The 19,524-nt window shown below is 71.3% G+C and carries 16 protein-coding genes; 10 read left to right on the top strand and 6 right to left on the bottom strand.

The annotated features are described in order from the left end of the window. Positions 1–21: 21 nt before the first annotated feature. The 5 genes from ACI2L1_RS18025 to prcB all read left to right on the top strand — a co-directional run bounded on the left by ACI2L1_RS18025 (position 22) and on the right by prcB (position 6,573). The gene (locus ACI2L1_RS18025; protein WP_404740289.1) at positions 22–759 is read left to right on the top strand and encodes a beta-phosphoglucomutase family hydrolase; all 738 of its coding nucleotides are present in this window, start codon (positions 22–24) and stop codon (positions 757–759) included. After that, on the top strand, positions 756–3,113 hold the full coding sequence (locus tag ACI2L1_RS18030) for a glycoside hydrolase family 65 protein (protein WP_404740290.1): 2,358 nt from the start codon (positions 756–758) through the stop codon (positions 3,111–3,113). Before ACI2L1_RS18025 ends, ACI2L1_RS18030 begins: the two co-directional genes overlap by 4 nt. 111 nt (positions 3,114–3,224) lie before the next feature. After that, positions 3,225–4,706, top strand: a complete 1,482-nt coding sequence (locus ACI2L1_RS18035) for a hypothetical protein (RefSeq protein WP_404740291.1) — start codon at positions 3,225–3,227, stop codon at positions 4,704–4,706. Then, on the top strand, positions 4,703–5,644 hold the full coding sequence (locus ACI2L1_RS18040) for a lysylphosphatidylglycerol synthase domain-containing protein (RefSeq protein ID WP_404740292.1): 942 nt from the start codon (positions 4,703–4,705) through the stop codon (positions 5,642–5,644). Before ACI2L1_RS18035 ends, ACI2L1_RS18040 begins: the two co-directional genes overlap by 4 nt. A gap of 74 nt (positions 5,645–5,718) precedes the next feature. After that, positions 5,719–6,573: a proteasome subunit beta gene (gene prcB / locus ACI2L1_RS18045; RefSeq protein ID WP_404740293.1), complete on the top strand. Its 855-nt coding sequence runs from the start codon at positions 5,719–5,721 to the stop codon at positions 6,571–6,573. 313 nt (positions 6,574–6,886) lie between these two features. Here prcB and ACI2L1_RS18050 read toward each other — a convergent pair whose 3' ends face one another. Together ACI2L1_RS18050 and ACI2L1_RS18055 are read right to left on the bottom strand one after the other, a co-directional pair. Beyond that, positions 6,887–7,849, bottom strand: coding sequence for a hypothetical protein (locus ACI2L1_RS18050; protein ID WP_404740294.1), 963 nt, complete (start codon positions 7,847–7,849; stop codon positions 6,887–6,889). Positions 7,850–7,860: 11 nt separating this feature from the next. Then, positions 7,861–9,333, bottom strand: coding sequence for an APC family permease (locus ACI2L1_RS18055; protein WP_404740295.1), 1,473 nt, complete (start codon positions 9,331–9,333; stop codon positions 7,861–7,863). A 343-nt stretch (positions 9,334–9,676) separates the two neighbouring features. Between ACI2L1_RS18055 and ACI2L1_RS18060 the strand changes: the two genes are divergently transcribed. Further along, entirely contained in the window at positions 9,677–10,144 is a 468-nt protein-coding gene (locus ACI2L1_RS18060) for a DUF5709 domain-containing protein (protein ID WP_404740296.1), read from the top strand. 2 nt (positions 10,145–10,146) lie between these two features. Here the strand turns inward: ACI2L1_RS18060 and sthA are convergent, their stop codons facing one another. After that, positions 10,147–11,550, bottom strand: coding sequence for a Si-specific NAD(P)(+) transhydrogenase (sthA, locus tag ACI2L1_RS18065; RefSeq protein WP_404740297.1), 1,404 nt, complete (start codon positions 11,548–11,550; stop codon positions 10,147–10,149). Between the two features lie 157 nt (positions 11,551–11,707). Here sthA and ACI2L1_RS18070 point away from each other — a divergent pair, with 157 nt between their 5' ends. Continuing rightward, positions 11,708–12,847: a sulfite oxidase gene (locus ACI2L1_RS18070; RefSeq protein WP_404740298.1), complete on the top strand. Its 1,140-nt coding sequence runs from the start codon at positions 11,708–11,710 to the stop codon at positions 12,845–12,847. A 63-nt stretch (positions 12,848–12,910) separates the two neighbouring features. Here ACI2L1_RS18070 and ACI2L1_RS18075 read toward each other — a convergent pair whose 3' ends face one another. Further along, positions 12,911–13,117 carry a hypothetical protein gene (locus ACI2L1_RS18075; protein WP_404740299.1) on the bottom strand — a complete coding sequence of 69 codons (207 nt, stop codon included), beginning with the start codon at positions 13,115–13,117 and terminating at the stop codon, positions 12,911–12,913. Positions 13,118–13,320: 203 nt separating this feature from the next. Here ACI2L1_RS18075 and ACI2L1_RS18080 point away from each other — a divergent pair, with 203 nt between their 5' ends. Continuing rightward, on the top strand, positions 13,321–15,576 hold the full coding sequence (locus ACI2L1_RS18080) for an MMPL family transporter (protein ID WP_404740300.1): 2,256 nt from the start codon (positions 13,321–13,323) through the stop codon (positions 15,574–15,576). On the opposite strand, the gene ACI2L1_RS18085 is transcribed toward ACI2L1_RS18080, so the two are convergent. Then, on the bottom strand, positions 15,533–16,621 hold the full coding sequence (locus ACI2L1_RS18085; RefSeq protein ID WP_404740301.1) for a PP2C family protein-serine/threonine phosphatase: 1,089 nt from the start codon (positions 16,619–16,621) through the stop codon (positions 15,533–15,535). The two genes, ACI2L1_RS18080 and ACI2L1_RS18085, sit on opposite strands and share 44 nt — an antisense overlap. 56 nt (positions 16,622–16,677) lie before the next feature. Continuing rightward, on the bottom strand, positions 16,678–17,868 hold the full coding sequence (locus tag ACI2L1_RS18090) for a glycoside hydrolase family 64 protein (RefSeq protein WP_404740302.1): 1,191 nt from the start codon (positions 17,866–17,868) through the stop codon (positions 16,678–16,680). 333 nt (positions 17,869–18,201) lie between these two features. Here ACI2L1_RS18090 and ACI2L1_RS18095 point away from each other — a divergent pair, with 333 nt between their 5' ends. Next, a complete protein-coding gene (locus tag ACI2L1_RS18095) occupies positions 18,202–19,098 on the top strand; it encodes a GNAT family N-acetyltransferase (RefSeq protein WP_404740303.1) in 897 nt (298 codons plus the stop codon). A 79-nt stretch (positions 19,099–19,177) separates the two neighbouring features. Beyond that, entirely contained in the window at positions 19,178–19,519 is a 342-nt protein-coding gene (locus tag ACI2L1_RS18100) for a hypothetical protein (RefSeq protein ID WP_404740304.1), read from the top strand. Positions 19,520–19,524: the final 5 nt, after the last annotated feature.

Raw genomic sequence — 19,524 nt, forward strand, 5'->3', positions numbered from 1 at the left:
TTGCAGGGAACGGTGTTCTGTATGACGGAGCTCGGTCTGCCCGAAGAGATCAAGGCCTGCCTGTTCGACCTCGACGGGGTCGTCACCAGGACGGCCGTCGTGCACGCGGCGGCCTGGAAGGAGATGTTCGACGCGTTCCTGTGCGAACGGGAGGGTCAACGCTTCCGGCCCTTCGACGACCACGACTACGACGAGTACGTCGACGGCCGCCCCCGCGCCGACGGCGTACGCACCTTCCTCACCTCCCGCGGCATCGAACTGCCGGAAGGAAGTCCCGGGGACCCGCCGGGCGCCGAGACGATCAACGGCCTCGGCAACCGCAAGAACGACCTGGTCCTGGAGAAGATCCGCACCGACGGCGTCGAGGCCTATGACGACACCCTGACCTACATCCGGGCGGCCCGCGCGCACGGCCTGCGCACCGCGATCGTCTCCTCCAGCGCCAACTGCCGTGACGTACTGCGCGCGATCGACGCCGAGGACCTCTTCGACGTACGCGTCGACGGCGTCGTGGCGGCCGAGCGCCGGCTGCCCGGCAAGCCGCGCCCCGACACCTTCCTCGCCGCCGCCCACGAACTGGGCCTGGACGCACCGCGGTCCGCCGTCTTCGAGGACGCCCTCGCCGGTATGGACGCGGGCCGCGCGGGGGGCTTCGGATACGTCGTCGGCCTGGACCGCGTCGGACAGACCGACGCCCTCTACGCGCACGGCGCCGACGTCGTCGTGAAGGGCCTCGCCGAACTGGGAGGACCCGCGTGATCACCCACCGCTCCTACACCGTCGAGCCCTGGGCCGTCCGTGAGACCGACCTGAACCTCGACGTCCTGGCCCAGAGCGAGTCCGTCTTCGCCCTGTCCAACGGCCATGTCGGCTGGCGCGGCAACCTCGACGAGGGCGAGCCGCACGGCCTGCCCGGCTCCTACCTCAACGGCGTCCACGAACTGCACCCGCTGCCGTACGCCGAGGCCGGATACGGCTATCCGGAGTCCGGCCAGACGGTCATCGACGTCACCAACGGCAAGATCGTGCGGCTGCTGGTCGACGACGAGCCCTTCGACCTGCGCTACGGCCGTCTCGTCGCCCACGAACGCACCCTCGACCTGCGCCGAGGCGTCCTGGAGCGGTCCTGCGAGTGGATCTCACCGGCGGGCTCGCGGATCCGGGTGCGTTCGACCCGGCTCGTCTCGCTCACCCAGCGGGCGATAGCCGCCGTGGCCTACGAGGTGGAGCCCGTCGACAGCCGCACCCGCGTGGTGATCCAGTCGGAGCTCGTCAGCAACGAGAGCCTGCCCGCTCCGAAGAACGGCGACCCGCGTGCCGCGAAGGCCCTCAAGTCGCCGCTGGAGCACGAGGAGGGCTTCGCCGACGGCACCCGGTTGCGCCTGGTGCACCGCACACGGCTCAGCGGTCTGCGGGTCGCGGTGGCCGCCGACCACGTCGTCGAGGGACCCGAGCGCACCGCCACGAGCAGTGAGGAGACCGTGGACCTGGCCCGGCTCACCGTCACCTCCGTCCTGGAGCCCGGCCAGCGGTTGCGGATGGAGAAACTGGTCGCCCACGGCTGGTCCGGAGCCCGCTCCCGGCCCGCGATGAGCGACCAGGTCGATGCTGCCCTGGCGGCCGCGGCCGACGGCGGCTGGGACGGACTCCTGGACGAACAGCGGTCCTACCTCGACGACTTCTGGGGCCGCGCCGACGTCGAGGTCGACGGCGACGAGGAGATCCAGCAGGCGGTCCGCTTCGCTCTCTTCCACGTCCTGCAGGCAGGTGCCCGCGCGGAGCAACGGGCCATCCCCGCCAAGGGACTGACAGGTTCCGGTTACGACGGGCACGCCTTCTGGGACACCGAGACCTTCGTCCTGCCGCTGCTCACCTACACCGAGCCCGGCGCCGTCTCCGAGGCCCTGCGCTGGCGGCAGCACACCCTGCCCGCGGCCCGCGAACGCGCCGCCCAACTCGGCCTGGAAGGCGCGGCGTTCCCCTGGCGGACCATCGAGGGCTCGGAAGGATCGGCGTACTGGCCCGCCGGTACCGCCGCCTTCCACGTCAACGCCGCCGTCGCGGACGCGGTGGTGCGCTACACGGAGGCCACCGGCGACCTCGACTTCGAACGCGACACCGGCGTCGAACTCCTCGTGGAGACGGCCCGGCTGTGGCGTTCGCTCGGCCACCACGACCACCACGGCGTGTTCCACATCGACGGCGTCACAGGCCCCGACGAGTACAGCGCGGTCGCCGACGACAACACGTACACCAACCTCATGGCCCGTGCGAACCTCCTCGCGGCCGCCGAGGCCTGTGGACGCCACCCGGAACAGGCCGCCGCGCTCGGCGTCGACGACGGGGAGCGCGCCGCCTGGCGGGACGCGGCCGAGGCCGTGCACATCCCCTACAACGACGAACTCGGCGTGCACGAACAGCACGCGGGCTTCACCCGCTACCAGCACTGGGACTTCGACGGCACCCGCGCCGACCAGTACCCGCTGATGCTGCACTTCCCCTACTTCGACCTCTACCGCAAACAGGTGGTCAAACAGGCCGACCTGGTGCTGGCGATGTACCTGTGCAGCGGCTGGTTCGAGGACTTCCACGACGAGGAGCAGGTCGCCCGCAACTTCGCCTACTACGAGCCCCTGACCGTACGGGACTCCTCCCTGTCGGCCTGCGTCCAGGCGGTCGTCGCCGCCCGCGCAGGACACCTGTCCCTCGCCTACGCCTACACGGCCGAGGCGGCGCTGATGGACCTCGCCGACCTGGAGAACAACACCCGCGACGGACTCCACATCGCCTCTCTCGCCGGCACCTGGACGGCCCTGGTCGCCGGGTTCGGCGGTCTGCGCCGCGACGGCGACTCGCTGCGCTTCGCGCCCCGCCTGCCCGAGCGGTTCAGCCGCCTCGCCTTCAACCTGCGGCTCCTGGACCGTTGTCTGCGGGTGGAGATCGGCCCGGACAAGGCGACGTACACCCTGATGTCCGGCGCTCCTGTGACGATCCGCCACCACGGCATCGCGCTGACCCTGAACGGCGACGGACCCGTCGTGCGCGCCGTCCCGCCCCCCGAGGACCGCCCCGCCCCGCGGCAACCCCCGCACCGCGACCCGCACGCCCGCTGACCCGGGCGAGCGATCCGCACGGGCGTCGCTCGGCCGAGCTCCACCCCGCATCCCTTCCCGCAATGGGTTACTTTGTCCCTGTTTTCACAGGTTTCCCATGAGGGGTGGACGATGGCCCACGGCTACGGCGCTCTGCTCGCCGGCGCGCGACGACGTACGCCCGAAGCCCTGTCCGGTGCCGCCCGGCCGACCGGGGGAAACCCACTGATCGCCCTGGTGGCCGCCGTCTTCACCCTGGCCCAACTCGTCCTCGTCCGCCCCGGCATGGGCCTCGGCTGGGACGAGACCGTCTACGTCAGCCAGGTCGGAGCCCAGGCCCCGGCCTCCTTCTTCAGCGCCCCGCGCGCCCGCGGGGTCTCGCTGCTGGTGGCGCCGATCGCGAGCTGGTCGACCTCGACGGAACTCCTGCGCGTCTATCTCGCCGTCCTCTCCGGCCTCGGCCTGTACCTCGCCCTGCGCGCCTGGCGTGGCCTCTTCCCGGCCCGCGTCCTCGCGGTCGGCGGCGCCCTGTTCACCTCCCTGTGGATCACTCTCTTCTACGGCCCCCAGGCCATGCCCAACTACTGGGTCGCCGTCGGCGCGCTGGGCACGGTCGGCTGCTTCCTGAGGGTCCGACGCAATCCGAGGGCCCTGTGGGGAGTCGTGGCGGGCGCCGCGCTCATGGCGTGGATGCGGCCCACCGACGCCATCTGGGTCACCCTCCCGCTGCTCGCCGTCGCCGCCGTCAACCGCCACTGGCGGTCCGCCGTGGCCCTCCTCGCCGGACTGGTCGCAGGCGGCGCGCAGTGGGTGATCGAGGCCTACGTCGGTTACGGCGGCCTCGCCGAGCGGCTGCGCGAGGCCTCCCGCATCCAGGGCGGCCTCGGCCGGCACTTCGCCGTCGACGACCAACTGCGCAGCCTGAGCGGCCGGACCCTGTGCCGTCCCTGCACCGGGCCCCTGCCGGACCCCGCCGTCATGGCCTGGTGGTGCGTCCTCCCGCTGCTGGCCACCGTCGCCCTGGCGGTCGCCGTCCGCGCACGGCGCACCGGGCCGACCCTCGTCCCGCTCGTCTGCGCGACGACCGCCGCCGTGCCCTACCTCTTCCTGATCGGATACGCGGCCCCCCGCTTTCTGCTGCCCGCCTACGCCCTGCTCGCGATCCCGGTCGCCGACGCGCTGTTCCACCTCGCGACCGGCCCGGCCGCCCGATGGCGCCCGCTGGCGACGACGGTGCTCGCGATCGGCCTCGCGGGACATCTGGCGGTGCAGTACGCCGTCCTGGAGCGCACGGTGCGCCGCACCACGGACGATCATCGCGACTGGGCCCGCACCGCGGCCGAGCTGCACCGCCTCGGTGTGCGTCCGCCCTGTCTGCTCACCGGCCATCCGGCGATCCCCGTCGCCTACTACGCCGGGTGCGCGTCGGCGGCGGCCGGCGGCCACAACGCCAACAGCACCACGGCCGAGATCGTCGGCACGTCCCGCCGTATCCCCGCCGCCGCGCTCACTCGTCCCGGCGGCCCGCCGCCCGCCTACGCCCGCGACTGGCAGACCGTCCCCGCCGCCGGAATGGACATCCACCTGGCGCCGAACGCGGGCGGACCCGGGTGACGGCCGAAGAGACCGCCGTCGCCCCGACCCGCAGACGCGCCTACGGGCAGCTCGCGCTCACGTTCGCCGTCCTGGCCGCCGCCGGCTGGCTCGCCCGGCGCCACTGGCCCGTGCTGGAGACCGGCGCCCTGCGGCTCGCCGTGGCCGACCAGGGCTGGCTGCTCGTCGCCGCCACGGCCGCCGCCGCGACCTGGGTGTGCTCGGCGCTCGCCCTGCAGGGCGCGGTGCTACGGCCCCTGCCGCCGAGGCGCCTGGTGGCCGCTCAGTTCGCCGCCTCCGCCGCGAACCAGCTGCTGCCCGCCGGTCTCGGCACCGGCGCCGTCAACCTGCGTTTCCTGATGCGCTGCGGGATGTCGGCCGGGCGCTCGGCGACCGCGCTCGCGGTCAAGGCCACGGCCGGCGGGCTGACCCGGGCCGCCCTCATCGCCGTACTCGCGGCGGCCTGTCCAGGCGTCCTCAAGCTCCCGCGTCTCGCCGCGGGATGGCCGGCTCTGGCCGGAGCGGGCGCTGCCGTGAGCGTGCTCCTGACGGCTGTGCTGTGGCCGCGGTGCCGCAGGGCCATGGCTCTCGTCCTGACCGACATCAGGACGATCCACGCACGTCCGCACCGGGCGGCCGCCCTGTGGGGCGGCTCGCTGGGCTTCGCGGTACTGCACGCGCTCGTGCTGATCGCCGTCACGCGGGCCGTCGCGCTGCCGCTGGCCCCGCCCCTGGTGGCCCTGCTCTACTTCGCCGCGAGCAGCGCGGCCGCCCTGCTGCCCACCCCGGGCGGACTCGGCTCCCTGGACGCGGCGCTCGCCCTCGCCCTCACCGCCGGGGGAGCGCCGGGCGTGGGGGCCGCCTCCGCGGTGCTCGGCTACCGGCTGCTGACCGTGTGGCTGCCCCTGCTGCCCGGCCTGCTGGTGCTCGCCGTACTCGTCCGCCGCAAGGCGCTGTGAGCGCGACCGGCGTTTCCGGCCCCCGTGCTTCTGGTAGGACTTCGAGTGTCGGTCCGTGGGCGAGGGGGAGTGCCATGACGTGGAACGAGAACGGCGGACGCCTGGGTGAGGAGTTCTTCACGCCGGGGTCCTCGTCCTTCACCGAGTTCCTGGCGGCACACCGCCCCGAACTGCTCAGCACCCGCCGCGTCCTGCCCGACGGCGTACGGGCCGCGCCCGATCAGGTGCCGCACGGCACCACCGTGCTGGCCCTGTCCTACCGAGACGGGGTCCTGATCGCCGGCGACCGCAGGGCCACCATGGGCAACCTCATCGCCCAGCGCGACCTGGAGAAGGTGCACCCCGCCGACGACTACACGGCGGTCGCGTTCGCCGGCACCGTCGGACTCGCCCTCGACATGGTCAAGCTCTACCAGGTCGAGCTGACGCACTTCGAGAAGATCGAGGGCGTCGCCATGACCCTCGACGGCAAGGCCCGCCGGCTCGCCGGCATGATCCGGCAGAACCTCGGCCAGGCCATGCAGGGCCTCGCCGTCGTCCCCCTCCTCACCGGCTACGACCCCGCCGCGCCCGAGGGGGAACGCGGCCGCATCTTCAGCTTCGACGTCGCCGGCGGACTCTACGAGAAGACCGACTTCCACGCCGAGGGCTCCGGATCGCCCTATGCCCGTGGCGCGCTGAAGAAGCTGTTCCGCAAGGGCCTCGACCGCCGCGAGGCCGCCCTCGCCGCGCTCCAGGCGCTCTACGACGCGGCCGACGACGACTCCGCGACCGGCGGGCCCGACATCAACCGGCGGATCTTCCCCATCGTCTCCGTCATCACCGAGGACGGCTTCGAGCGGTTGCCGGAACCGGAGACCGAGGAACTCAGCCGCGAGATGGTCGAGCACCGCCGCAACAGGCCGGACGGGCCCCACGTGACGCCGTGACAGGGCACTTTCCCCGGCCGTGGGAAAGACCTGCCACGGGCTTTTACCGCACGTTCCTTGCAGGTACCGGTGGATGGGAACAAAGCTGCTGATCGCGGCCGTACCTCCCGAAGAAGGATCCTCCGCCCGAACACGGCCGTCCCTGCCCCGCTCCGCCCCTCCTCCCCGCCGCCCCCGACAGAGGGCCGGCCGGTACCGCGTCCGTGGCTCCGTGACGCGGCAGGAGCGGGTCAGGGCGGGCGGCACGGCCGGCGGAGGTCTCCGACCGGTTCCACGGCTTCGCCCACAGGCCGGCGTGCACCCTTGCCGGCGCTCAGGCCCGCACCTTGAACTCCTTGCGCCACTTGGTGAATTGCTGCTCCGGGTCGCCGCTGTACGACCACGGGACACGGGTACCGCGGCGGCCGAGCATCTGGAGCAGCGGGACGGCGATCTCCGCGAGACCCGCGTGGCAGGCCGCGTGGGTGAGGTAGTTGAGGTCGCGGAGCTCACCGGGGAGGATCGCGCTTTCGGCGCGGCCCGTGATCCAGCGCTGCCAGGTGCGCCGGACGTCGCTGACGGCCCCGTCGTGCCGCCAGTGCTGCCCGAGCGCCGCGGACGCCGACCGGTCACCTTCGGCCGCGTCCACCGCGGACCGGTACTCCTCCACGCGCGCGTACTGCACCAGCACCGGCAGCGCGCACCCCGGCGGCGCCACCCCGGCCGCGTCGCGGGCGAAGTCGTACATCAGACCGTGCGAGCCGTGCCAGCGGGACGAGTAGTAGTGCAGTACCTGGAGGTGGCCCTCGACGCTGTACGGATCCCGCGCGTGCAACTCGTCCCACCAGCGCCCCAGTTCCTGCCGCCGTACCCCGGACGGGTACAGCCGCGCCACCGAGATGAGGGAGGTCCACGGCGTCGGGTCGTCCACGAACGCCTCGGCGGCCTGGAGACAGGCCATCACGGCTGCGTCGACGCGCCGCCGCTCGATCGGCACTCCCCGCCCAGCGGCGATGGCCAGGTTGAACGCCCGGGCCGTCTCCGTGGCGGCCCGCAGCACCAGGGCGTCGGCGCTGTGCGGCTCGGCGGCCAGCCATGACTCCACCGTCGAGCTGCTCGCGCACGCCTGGCCCAGCACTCGCACCCGGTGGCCGCGCGCGAGCCAGTCGGGCCCGGTGGCCCGCAGCAGCTCACGCAGTCCCTGCCAGCGTCCGATGACGATGTCCTGGCGGGCGGTGGTGAGGGGGATGTCCCCGAAGTCGGGGTCGAACTCGGGGGCGAAACGGTCTCTCGCCATCGCACAACCCCTCAGAAGTCGGTGGGGAGACCCTCGTGGACGAGGGAGGGCCCTGCCGCCGGGCCGTCGGGGATGTAGTCGGTCTCGACAGTACGGCTCGCGTCGAGCCGCGCGGGCCGGTAGTAGTCGCTGCCCCGCCTCCAGTACCAGAGCATCGGGACCAGCCCCACGGCCAGTCCGCCCACTCCGATCGAGATCGCGGCGGTGCTCAGCTCGCCCAGCGACTCGAAGAAGATCCAGAACATGAACAGGGCGCCCAGCAGCGGCCACAGACCGCCGAGGATGAAGTCGGCAGGGGACTTCAGCAGCATCTTGCGATAGGCGACGACCACCGCGAGCCCGGCCAGCCCGTAGTAGACGGCGATCTGCAGACCGATCGCCGAGATCGCGTCGGAGAGGATGTCGCCCACCGAGCCCAGCGAGTTGGAGGCGATGAACATCATCAGCGCCACCGTGCCGACCACCACGATAGCCACCCACGGCGTGTTCCACCGGCGGTGCACCCGGCCCAGGGCGCTCGGCATCGTACGGTCCCGGCCCATCGCGAACAGTGACCGCGTGACCTGGATCAGCGTGGTCTCCAGGGTGGCGATGGTCGACAGCATCACCGCCACGATCAGCAGCTTGCCGCCCCAGCCCGGCCAGATCTCCTCACCGAGCACGGCCAGCACGTTCGCGTCGTTCTCCTCGATCTGCTTCGAGGTGAGGATGACGTTCACCGCGATGGTGAACACCTCGAACAGCAGGAAGACGATGCCGACCCCGATGAGCCCCGCGAGCCCTGTCGTACGGCGGCTGTTGCGGGTCTCCTCGCTCAGGTTGCTGGTGACGTCCCAGCCCCAGTAGTAGAAGGCGGCGATCAGCGCGCCCGAGGCGAACCCGGCCATGCCGTCGAAGTGGCCGAAGCCCAGCCAGGACCACTCGAAGGAGCGCGCGTTGCCCGTGTGGAAGAGGGCGAGCACCGCGAACAGGGCCAGGATCGCCAGCTCCACACCGGACATCACGAGCTGGGCGCGCACGGTGAGCCGGGCGCCGCCGAGCACCACCAGCAGCATCAGCACGAACCAGGCCGCCCCCACGACGGTCGACAGCGCGGTGTTGTCCGCGAGGTCCTGGTCGAACAGGGCCAGCGTCATCGAACCTGCGGGCAGCGAACCGGCCACCATGAAGATGGTCGCCGAGATCACCAGCGCCCAGCCGCTGATGAAACCGAGAAAGGGGTGGAGCGTTCGCCCCACCCAGGAGTAACTGGCGCCCGCGTTCACGTCGATCCGGCCGAGATAGCTGAACGCGAGGGCGATGCCCAGCATGGGTATCGCGCAGTACAGCAGAGCCGCCGGACTGGCCAGGCCCACCGCACCGACCAGCACCGCGGTGGTGGCGGCGATCGAGTACGCAGGCGCGCTGCCCGCGACGGCCATCACCACGGTGTCGAACGTACCGAGGGCATTGGCCTGCAGCCCTCTGCCCCTGCTGTTGCTCATGGTTGCGCTGCTTTCGGTAGGGCACGACGAACGGACGGGGACGCCCGTACGGCGCAAGGAAAGTGTGGGGAGTGGCTCCGCCCAGGGCCTCAGAGGGATGGCCTCGGCCAGGGTGGTGGAGAGAAAGAGGGGTGTGGAGGACCGTACGGTCGCTGCGTCGGCGGACGGTCACTCCGTGTGTGCGAGTGATGATAGCCCCATATCTTGAGCCTTCAAGATTAACTGGGGGGTAACGTTCCGAGCCGTCGATCGCTTTGCTCCTGCGGCCTTTTGAGGTTGGGGAGCGCGTACGGGGAAACGCGGATCAGGACCGCGGATCAACCCTGCGCGAAGGAGTCAGCCCATGACCGGCGAACCGATGGCCGACGACGCCTACCAGCCCACCGGCACCAACGAGGAGCAGGAGGACGCGGCTCCGCTCGACCTCCAGGACGCCCTCGACGAACGGACCTACGACGACACCCTCGACGAGGGCTATTCGCCACCGGAGAAGCCGCTCGGCGTCACCCGGCACGGCACCACCGCCGCCGAACAGCACGACGGAGAGACCCTCGACGAACGCCTGGCCCAGGAGGTCCCCGAGGAGGCCGCACCCGTAGGGGACGAGGTGGGCGACCTGCCCGGCGGCGAAGGCGAGCCCGTGGACCCCCAGGCCGGCACCGATCGCGCCGGACGCCTCGTCGCCCCTGACGAAGGCGCCCACTCCACCACCACGAAGGAGGAGATCGCCACCGACGTGGGCATCGACGCGGGCGCGGCCGGCGCGGAGGAGGCCGCCGTGCACGTGGTCGAGGACCCCGAGGAGCCCTGAACTCAGTCCCCGATCCGGTCGATCTGGCGGAGCTTGTTCGTGGCGTCCAGGGCCGCGACCTTGTAGGACTCGGCGAGCGTCGGGTAGTTGAACACCGCGTTGACCAGATAGTCGACCGTGCCGCCGCAGCCCATCACCGACTGCCCGATGTGGATCAGTTCGGTGGCACCGGAGCCGAAACAGTGCACGCCCAGCAGGGTGCGGTCCTCGGAGGAGACCAACAGCTTCAGCATGCCGTGCGAGTCGCCGATGATCTGGCCGCGGGCCAGTTCCCGGTAGCGGGAGATACCGACCTCGAACGGCACGCAGTCCTCGGTGAGTTGGTCCTCCGTCCGCCCCACGAAGCTGATCTCCGGGATGGTGTAGATGCCGATCGGCTGGAGGTTGTGCATCTGTCCGACCGGCTCCCCGCAGGCGTGGTACGCCGCCGACCGGCCCTGCTCCATCGAGGTCGCAGCCAGCGCCGGGAAGCCGATCACGTCGCCGACGGCGTAGATGTGCGGCACCTCGGTGCGGTAGTGCTCGTCCACCGTGATCCGCCCGCGCGGATCCGCCGACAGGCCCGCCTTGTCGAGGTCGAGGTCGTCGGTGAGCCCCTGCCGGCCCGCCGAGTACATCACCGCGTCGGCCGGGATCTTCTTCCCGCTCTCCAGAAGGGTCAGCGTGCCCCGCGGATGGCGCTCCACCGCGGCCACGGTCTCCCCGAACCGGAAGGTCACCGCGAGATCCCGCAGGTGGTACTTGAGCGACTCGATCACCTCGACATCGCACATGTCGAGCATCCCGGCCCGCTTCTCGACCACGGTGATCTTGCTGCCGAGCGCGGCGAACATCGACGCGTACTCCATGCCGATGACACCCGCGCCCACGATGACCATGGAGCGCGGAACCTGTTGCAGATCAAGGACGTTGTCCGAGTCCATGATCGTCTGACCGTCGAACTCGACACTGTCGGGGCGGGCGGGCCGGGTCCCGGTGGCGATCACGATGTGCTCGGCGCTGAGCAGCCGTTCCTGGCCTGTGACCTCGCGCAGGGCGATCGTGTGGGGGTCGACGAAGCGGCCGGTGCCGCCGTAGAGGGAGATGTGGTTGCGGGAGAGCTGACTGCGGATCACGTCGACCTCTCGGCCGACCACGTGCTGGGTGCGCGCGGTCAGATCGGCGACGGTGATGTCCTCCTTCAGCCGGTAGCTCTGTCCGTACAGATCCCGCTGGGTGAGGCCGGTCAGGTACAGCACCGCCTCGCGCAGGGTCTTGGAGGGAATGGTCCCGGTGTGGATGGAGACCCCGCCGACCATGTCGGGGCGGTCGACGACGGCGACCCGGCGGCCCAGCTTGGCCGCTGCGATGGCGGCCTTCTGGCCACCCGGACCGGATCCGATGACAAGCATGTCGAAGTCGGGCACCCTCGGAAGTCTGTCAGCCGCGGGGCCTCTTGCGAAAGGGTGAGCAGTAAACCGGTCCAACTCCGAATCGGCGCAGGTTACGAGGGAGTTGCCGGGAGACTGCCGGGGATGTGCCGCAGACCGCGACAGCCGCGGCGGACCGCGGGACAATACGGCCATGGGCCACCGACTCGCCGACGCGAGCACCCCGGCCCGGCTCGCCGCCCCCGACGAGGGCATCGGCCGGGACGAACTGGCGCTCGCCACCCGCAACCACGGCCTGCCGCTCGAAGCGATGCGCCACGACCTCACCCCGCCGGGCCTGCACTACGTCCTCACGCACTACGACATCCCGTACGTCCCCGAGGACACCCCCTGGCAACTCACCGTCGGAGGCCGGGTCCAGCGCCTCCTCACCCTGACCCCGGACGACCTGCGGGCCCTGCCGCGGGTCACCACCCGGGTCACGCTGGAGTGCGCGGGCAACGGCCGGGCCCTCCTCACGCCCCGCCCGGTCAGCCAGCCCTGGCTGGTCGAGGCCGTCGGCACCGCCGAGTGGACGGGCGTACCGCTCAGGCTGCTGCTCTCGGAGGCCGGTGTCGAGGCCGACGCCGTCGACGTGGTGTGCACCGGCGCCGACCACGGAGTGGAACGCGGTGTCGAACAGGACTACCAGCGGTCCCTGCCCCTCGACGTGGCCACCGGGACCGAGCCCGAAGTGCTGGTGGCCTACGAGATGAACGGCGCCCCACTGCCCCCGCAGCACGGTCGGCCGGTCCGGCTCGTCGTGCCCGGCTGGTACGGCATGGCCCAGGTGAAGTGGCTGCGCGACATCACCGTCACCGACACGCCGTTCACCGGGTTCCAGCAGACCGTCGCCTACCGGCTCAGGCAGCACGCCGAGGACGTGGGGGAGCCGGTCACCCGTATCGCACCGCGCGCCCTGCTGGTCCCGCCCGGATTCCCGGACTTCATGTCCCGCACCCGCGTGGTGCGGCCCGGCACGGTGACGCTGGAGGGGCGCGCCTGGTCGGGACGGGCGCCAGTGACCCGGGCCGAGGTGAGCACCGACGCGGGGCACTCCTGGCACACGGCGGAACTCGAACCGGACAGCGGTCACCGGTGGGCATGGCGGCGTTGGAGTCTCCCCTGGACCGCGGAACCGGGGAAGTACGTGCTCAGCGCGCGGGCCACCGACGCCGAGGGCCGGACCCAGCCTCTGGAACAGCCCTGGAACCGGGGCGGCTTCGCCGTCAACCTCGTGCAGCGGGTCGAGGTGCTGTGCCTGGAGGAGGGGCCCGCCGAGCCAGGAGCCTGAGGCGCGGCCGTGTCCGGCTCCACGACGCCATGGCCGCCCTGGAGCCGACGCGGCCGGTCGTGGCTACGGCAGCAGCTTGTCGAGCGCTGCCGGGCCCTCCGCCTCCAGCTTGCGCCGGGCCCATTCGAGACTGCGTGGGGTGATGTCCTTGCCCGAGGCAAGGACGACGTCCTCCGGCGACACCTCGGTGCCGGTACGGGCGTGGAGCAGGTCGTCCGGGGTGGCGCGGTCCTCGGACGGCCCGGACGCGTCGGGCTGTGACGTCGGCATGATCTCTGCTCCTCGGATCCGGATCGCTGTGCGGTCCCGGTGCTGTCAACGGGTCCGATATCACCATTCAACGCCCGGGCCGACCCTGCATCCGGAAGCGCTTGAGCGGTCCCTGCGTCACCGGTGCTTCCGGATGCCCCGGTGACCGGTCAGGCGTGTAATGGGGACAACGATCTTTCGGGGGCCGACAGAGAGACGAGGCCATGACCACCACCCGGATCAGCCCGAAGGGCGTCCTGCGCAGGCTGGGCGAGTGGTGTGCCCGGCACTTCGTGATCGTCCTGGTGGCCTGGCTCGTGGCCCTGGTCGCCCTGCAGACCCTGAACCGGTCCTTCGGCGGAGACTACTCCGACAACTTCTCGCTGCCCGGAGTGCAGTCGCAGAAGGGCCTGGACGTCCTGAAACAGCACGACCCCGCGGCCGGTGGCTACAGCAGTCAGATCGTGCTGCACGACGGCGACAAGTCGCTCTCGTCGCTGGACTCGCAGATGTCCACGACCGTCGGCGACCTGCAGAAGCTTCCGCACGTCCTGGCGGCGCAGAACCCGCTCTCCGTGCCCGCCTCGAAGGTCGGGCCGCTTTCCTCGGACGGCAAGACGGCGTACATCACGGTCCGCTTCGACGTCCAGCCGTCGACCCTGGGCGACGGCTACCTCCCCGGGGTCGACAAGGCCGTACAGCCGCTGCGGGCGGCCGGCGCCGACGTCGAGTACGGAGGACCGCTCGGCGAACTGGCCCGGCCCGCCGCCGACGACCGGGTGAGCGAGTTGATCGGATTCGCCGTCGCGATCGTTGTCCTGCTCATCGGCTTCGGCAGTGTGATCGCCGCCGGAATCCCTCTGGTGACCGCCTTGATCAGTGTGATCGGAGGGCTCGCCTGCCTCGGTCTGCTCGCCGCCGCGTTCACCTTCGCGACCGTCTCGCCGACCCTGGCCACGATGATCGGGCTCGGCGTCGGAATCGACTACGCGCTCTTCCAGATCACCCGGCACCGGCAGAGCCTCATGGACGGAAAGGACCCGGTGCACGCGGCGGGCGGGGCCACCGCCACCAGCGGACGCGCCGTACTGGTCTCCGGCTGCACGGTGATCATCGCCTTGGCCGGACTGTCCGCCTCCGGGGTGTCCTTCATCGGGAAACTCGGTCTCGCCGCCGCCGTCACGGTCGTCTCCGCCGTCCTCGGCGCCCTGACCCTGGTCCCCGCCCTGCTGGGCCTGATCGGCACCCGCATCGACCGTTACCGGGTGCGCCGCCCGGTCGCCGAGACCGACGCCGCCGAGGGCGAATCGCCGCAGGGGACGTGGCACCGCTACGCCCAGCGGGTCGAGCGGCGACCGTGGCGCTACCTGGCCGCGGGCGTCACGACCGTCGTGATCCTCGCGATCCCGGTCTTCTCCATCCAGCTCGGCCACATCGGCGACGGCGCGGACCCGACCTCCTTCACCGACCGGCGGGCCTACGACCTGATGACCGACGCCTTCGGCCCCGGCTCCAACGGCCCCCTCACCGTCGTCATCGACCAGACCTCCGTACCGTCCTCCCAGCGCTCCGACCTCAACACCCAGGCGCAGAAGACCCTCGACGGCGTGCCCGACGCGGCCGCGGTCACCCAATTGACCCCCACCAGCGACGGGGACGTCCTGCTCGCCACCGTCTACTCGAAGCAGTCCCCGCAGAGCGCCACCACCACGGACCTCACCAACCGCCTGGTCGACACCACCCTGCCCACCGCGGTCTCCGGCACCGACGCCAAGGGATACGTCACCGGCACGACAGCCGCCCAGGTCGACTTCCGGGACATCGTCTCCAGCCGGCTGGCCCTGATCATCGGGGTCGTGGTCGCGCTCGCCTTCCTCATCATCCTCGCCGTCTTCCGCGGACTGCTCGTCGCCGTCAAGGCGGCCGTGCTCAACGTCCTGTCCATCGCCGCCTCGTACGGCGTCGTCGTCGCCGTCTTCCAGTGGGGCTGGGGCGGTCCCGCGCTCGGTGTCTCCGGCAAGGTGCCCATCGAGAGCTATGTGCCGATGATGATGTTCGCGATCATCTTCGGACTGAGCATGGACTACGAGATCTTCCTGCTCTCCCGGGTGCACGAGGCCTGGCTGCGCACCGGGGACGCCAAGGCCTCCGTCGCCCACGCGCTGGAGATCACCGCGCGGGTGATCACCTGCGCGGCACTGATCATGGTGAGCGTCTTCGCCGCGTTCATCGTGAGCGACAACATCGTGGTCAAGATGCTCGGACTGGGCCTCGCCGTGAGCGTGCTGATCGACGCGACCGTCGTACGGCTGCTGATGGTCCCGGCCGTCATGACCCTGCTGGGGCGGCACGCCTGGTGGACACCCCGGTGGCTCGACCGGATCCTCCCGCACATCGACGCCGAGGGGGAGCACGAGACGGACGGCGACGCGGCGGTCAGCGGGGCTCCGGGGCCCACGGCGCGAGAACGAGCATCGTGACGTCGTCCTGGAGCGCCGGGGCGTACCGCACGAGGTCGGCCCACACCCGCTCGGCGAGGTCCGGGAGACCGTCCGCGAACTCCGTGATGCGTTCGAGCAGCGGGTAGAAGGCACCGGCGGCGTCCCGCGCCTCCCAGACCCCGTCCGAGGCCAGGAAGAGCAGGTCGCCGGGGTGCAGCGGGACCGTGACCCCGGCCGGCGGCGACGCGTCCGCGAGCCCCAGACCGAGCGGCGTGCCGACCGGGACGTCCAGCTCCACGGCCCGCCCGTCGCGCAACAGGACTGGTCCTGCCTGGCCGCACGCCACGATCCGCACCGACCCCGCGTCGGGTCCGAACTCCAGCACCAGCCCCGTCGCGAACAGCTCCGAGAGCCGTACGGCCGCGGAGTCCACCACCAACCTGCGGTCGAGCCGCGCGGCCACCGACTCGGGATCCGGCTGGTCAAGCACCGCCTCCCGGAAGGCCCCCAGCAGCGAGGCGACGGTCGAGACGGCCGACAGCCCGTGCCCCTGCACATCGCCCATCACCGCCCGCACCCCGCACGGTCCCTCCCGTACGTCGAAGAAGTCCCCGCCGACCAGCGTCCCCCGCTGCGCCGCCCGGTACAGGCCCGCGCACCGCACCGGTCCCACCCGCTCCGGCAGCAGCGGCACCACGGCACGCTGCGCGGCCTCGGCGACCGCGCGCTCGGTCACCAGCTGGGCGTCACGCCGGCTCCGTACGAACGACACGATCACGCTGAGCGCCGCGACGAAGCCGACGGTCAGCACATCCGTGCTGCCGGGGTTGTTCAGCCGGAACGCCGGAACGTTCAGCACGACCAGCACGGACACGCCGAGCCCCGCTGTCGCCACCGGTCCGTACGACAGCACGGCCAGCGGCGGGATGGCGCCGAGCACGAACCCGATGTCGAGCGGGTCGGGGCTCACGAGGGTCGCCACGCACACCCCCGCCAGCAGGGCGGCGGGCAGCACCCGCACCCAGCCCGGCGGCGGGGCGCCGCGCAGCCAGGTCCGCCGGTCCCGGTCGCGCGCTCCGCTCACACCACTACGCTGCTACGACCCGCCCGGCCCCGCACGCCGAACGGTTCCGGCTTCCGCTAGAACGGTGTGAGCGTCAGCCGGATGCCCGTCGGCGCCGTGTCCTGGACGTAGGAGGCGTAGTCGGCCACGTCGTCGAAGGCGAAGCCGTACGCCTTGCCGTCCTCGGTGGCCGCGTGCATGGCCTTGGCGTAGTGGTTGGTGAGCGCGGTCCGGTAGAAGGACGCGGGGTCGGTGGTCGGCTGGGCGGAGGTGCTCACCAGCGTCGACCGGTTGAACCCGGCACCGAGCACCGCGGCGACCGGTCCCGTCGTACCGTCGTTGGGAGCGGCGAGGGCGCCGTCGCAGAAGAGCACGTCCCGGGTCGACGGCCGGGCGAAGGAGACCTGTGCGGGCCCGTCGAACACGAGCTGCCCGCCGCGCACCCGGCCGGTGAAAGTGCCCGCGTTCGTGGTGACTGTCAGGTCCTTGCCGGTGTAGGTGCTCCACACCTCGTCGATGTACGGCGCGAAGTAGTCCGCCGGGAACAGGCCGGCGTCCAGACCGTGACCAGGTGCGATCACTCGCCTGTCGTCCACGACCAGCGGCGCGAACTCCTGGACCTGGCGCAGGGCGGCGAAGGCATCGGCCCGCCCGGAGGCACGCACGGTGCCCGTCGTCTGGTCCTTCGCCCCGGTCAGCCGGATGCTCAGCGGCACGCTGAACATGTCGACCATGGTCGTGTTGCAGAACATGCCGGCCGTGTTGTGGGTGAACTCGGCGCAGTCGTGCAGCACCGGGTAGTTGGGGTCCGAGGTGACCCAGCCTGCCGGGTACTGCAGGGCGGGACTGCCGTTGCCGTCCGTGACGACCTTGAACTTCAGCTTCGCGCCCAGCGACACGTAGATCCGGCCGGACAGATAGGGGAGGCTGAGGCTGGTCTCGCCGCTGCCGGACAGGCCGATCGCGTAGTCGGTGTAGCCGTCGGCGCCGTTGTCCGACAGGGCGACCGGAGCGAGCGTGCCGTCCGGCGTGACCCGTACCTGCCTGCCGTCCAGGTTGCCCACGATGTAGACGTGGACGTTCGCGTTGTCGAAGGCACCGGTGTTGTTGACGACGGTCAGCGGCAGCGCTCCGGCCGCCGCCGTGCGGTTGGTGTCCGCGAAGGCGTGGGGGGAGAGTGCGGCCACGGCGGGCGCGGCCACCAGGGCACCACCGAGGCCGAAGAGGACTTTGCGGCGGCCGAGATCGCGCTGGTGACGAGGTGTCATGTGGGGGGTCTCCTCGGGTCTGTTGAGAGCGCTCTCACGTTGTGGACGAGGCCCGATGCTACGGACGGGCGAGGCTGCGGCGTGCAGAGCGGACAGCGTTTAATGCGGCCTTAAGGGCCCTTTAACCGGTGGGCACACGCGCGTGGGGCGAAAACCGATGGACGCGGCCCCGGAAGATCCCGTACCGTCGGCCGCCACGCCCCGGAACCGACGGAAGGAGGCGAGTGCCGTGCAGTGCACCACCATCCAGCGCTCCCCTGCCGTTGCCCCGGCGTGCTCTGTCTGACCGACCGGGAGCGCTCCGCGCAGTACGCACCCCGGAGGAATCCACCCATGACCGCCCTGGTCATCCGCGCGCTCGACGAACGTGACGCCCACCTTTTCGACGGCCTTCCCGACCCTCTCGGCGCCCGCGAGTCCCACCGGCTCACCCGCCACCGCCCCGACTGGAAGCGCGTCGCCCTCCGCGACGGCGAGGTCGTGGCCCGTGGCGCCTGGTGGGGCGGCCCCGACGACACCGAGCCCCTGAACATCAACTGGTTCGACGTGGCCGAAGGGGAGGAGGAGGCCGGAGCCGAGCTCCTGCGCACCGCGCCCTGGCAGGTCGAACTGGAGATGAACCTCCCCGCCGGCTGGCGAGAGAACAGGGAGCTGCGCGCCGCCGCAGAGGCCCGCTTCACCGCCGTACGAAAGGCCGGATACGAGCTCCTCGTCGAGCGGTTCCTGTACCGCTGGACACCGGAACGCGGGCTGCCCGAGCGGCCCGGCCGCCTGGAGTTCCGGCCCGAACCGGACGACGCGGTCTTCTTCGACCTGCTGCGCCGCATCCACGCCGCCACCCTCGACGCGCACGCTCTCAAAGCCGTCGGGGAGGGCGGACTCGACCAGGCAGCCCAGGAGGAACTCGACTTCTTCCACTGGTGCCCCTCGCCCCGCGAGTGGTGGCAGATCGCCCGGACGCCGGAAGGAGACGTGGCCGGGATCCACATTCCGGCGCACAATCCGTCGGGTCCGTGTGTCGGGTTCATCGGCGTCGTACCGGAGCATCGGGGGCACGGTTACGCCTACGACCTTCTGGCCGAGTGCACCCACTACCTGGTCGAGCGGGGCGCCGAGTTCGTCTCCGGGGCGACGGACCAGGGGAACTTCCCGATGGCCGCGAACTTCGCCAAGGCGGGCTATCCCGTCGTACGGGAACGTCTGAACTACGGGCCGCAGCGCACCGGCTGACCCAGGGCGCCGTCCGGTTGTCAGTGCCGGGTGCCATGCTGGACGGCAGGTCGATGTTTCGGCGAGTGGGGGAGGCGGGATGGGGTTCGAGGGGCAAGTCTGGCAGGTACGCGGCGGTGGCGAACCGGTCGGGGACATCGTGATCGACGACGCCGACTTCCCTTGGCTGTCGGGCCGCTTCACGCCCGGAACCGCGTTCGGCGGCGTGCGAGACCTGTTCGCGCGTGAACTCGCCCTGATGGAACTGGACGACGAGGCGAGACAGGAGGAATGGGAGGCGGCCCACGACGAGATCCGGCGACGCGTGTCGCTGATCGCGCCGCACGGCCCGGTGCCCGAGTTCCTGCTGCACATCGACGGCGACTGGGCCTGGTTCCGCTGGAGCGACGAGCCGTTCGACAAAGACCTCCCGGCAGCGTGAGCCCC

Origin of the sequence: Streptomyces sp. NPDC019531, from assembly GCF_044903305.1 — a bacterium.
GTDB lineage: Bacteria > Actinomycetota > Actinomycetes > Streptomycetales > Streptomycetaceae > Streptomyces.

Excerpts from the sequence above, each read along its gene's own strand:
- ACI2L1_RS18025 (WP_404740289.1), top strand. The coding sequence starts at position 22 with ATGACGGAGCTCGGTCTGCCCGAAGAGATCAAGGCCTGCCTGTTCGAC.
- ACI2L1_RS18035 (WP_404740291.1), top strand. The coding sequence starts at position 3,225 with ATGGCCCACGGCTACGGCGCTCTGCTCGCCGGCGCGCGACGACGTACG.
- prcB (WP_404740293.1), top strand. The coding sequence starts at position 5,719 with ATGACGTGGAACGAGAACGGCGGACGCCTGGGTGAGGAGTTCTTCACG.
- ACI2L1_RS18050 (WP_404740294.1), bottom strand. The coding sequence starts at position 7,849 with ATGGCGAGAGACCGTTTCGCCCCCGAGTTCGACCCCGACTTCGGGGAC.
- ACI2L1_RS18055 (WP_404740295.1), bottom strand. The coding sequence starts at position 9,333 with ATGAGCAACAGCAGGGGCAGAGGGCTGCAGGCCAATGCCCTCGGTACG.
- ACI2L1_RS18060 (WP_404740296.1), top strand. The coding sequence starts at position 9,677 with ATGACCGGCGAACCGATGGCCGACGACGCCTACCAGCCCACCGGCACC.
- ACI2L1_RS18070 (WP_404740298.1), top strand. The coding sequence starts at position 11,708 with ATGGGCCACCGACTCGCCGACGCGAGCACCCCGGCCCGGCTCGCCGCC.
- ACI2L1_RS18075 (WP_404740299.1), bottom strand. The coding sequence starts at position 13,117 with ATGCCGACGTCACAGCCCGACGCGTCCGGGCCGTCCGAGGACCGCGCC.
- ACI2L1_RS18080 (WP_404740300.1), top strand. The coding sequence starts at position 13,321 with ATGACCACCACCCGGATCAGCCCGAAGGGCGTCCTGCGCAGGCTGGGC.
- ACI2L1_RS18090 (WP_404740302.1), bottom strand. The coding sequence starts at position 17,868 with ATGACACCTCGTCACCAGCGCGATCTCGGCCGCCGCAAAGTCCTCTTC.
- ACI2L1_RS18095 (WP_404740303.1), top strand. The coding sequence starts at position 18,202 with ATGACCGCCCTGGTCATCCGCGCGCTCGACGAACGTGACGCCCACCTT.
- ACI2L1_RS18100 (WP_404740304.1), top strand. The coding sequence starts at position 19,178 with ATGGGGTTCGAGGGGCAAGTCTGGCAGGTACGCGGCGGTGGCGAACCG.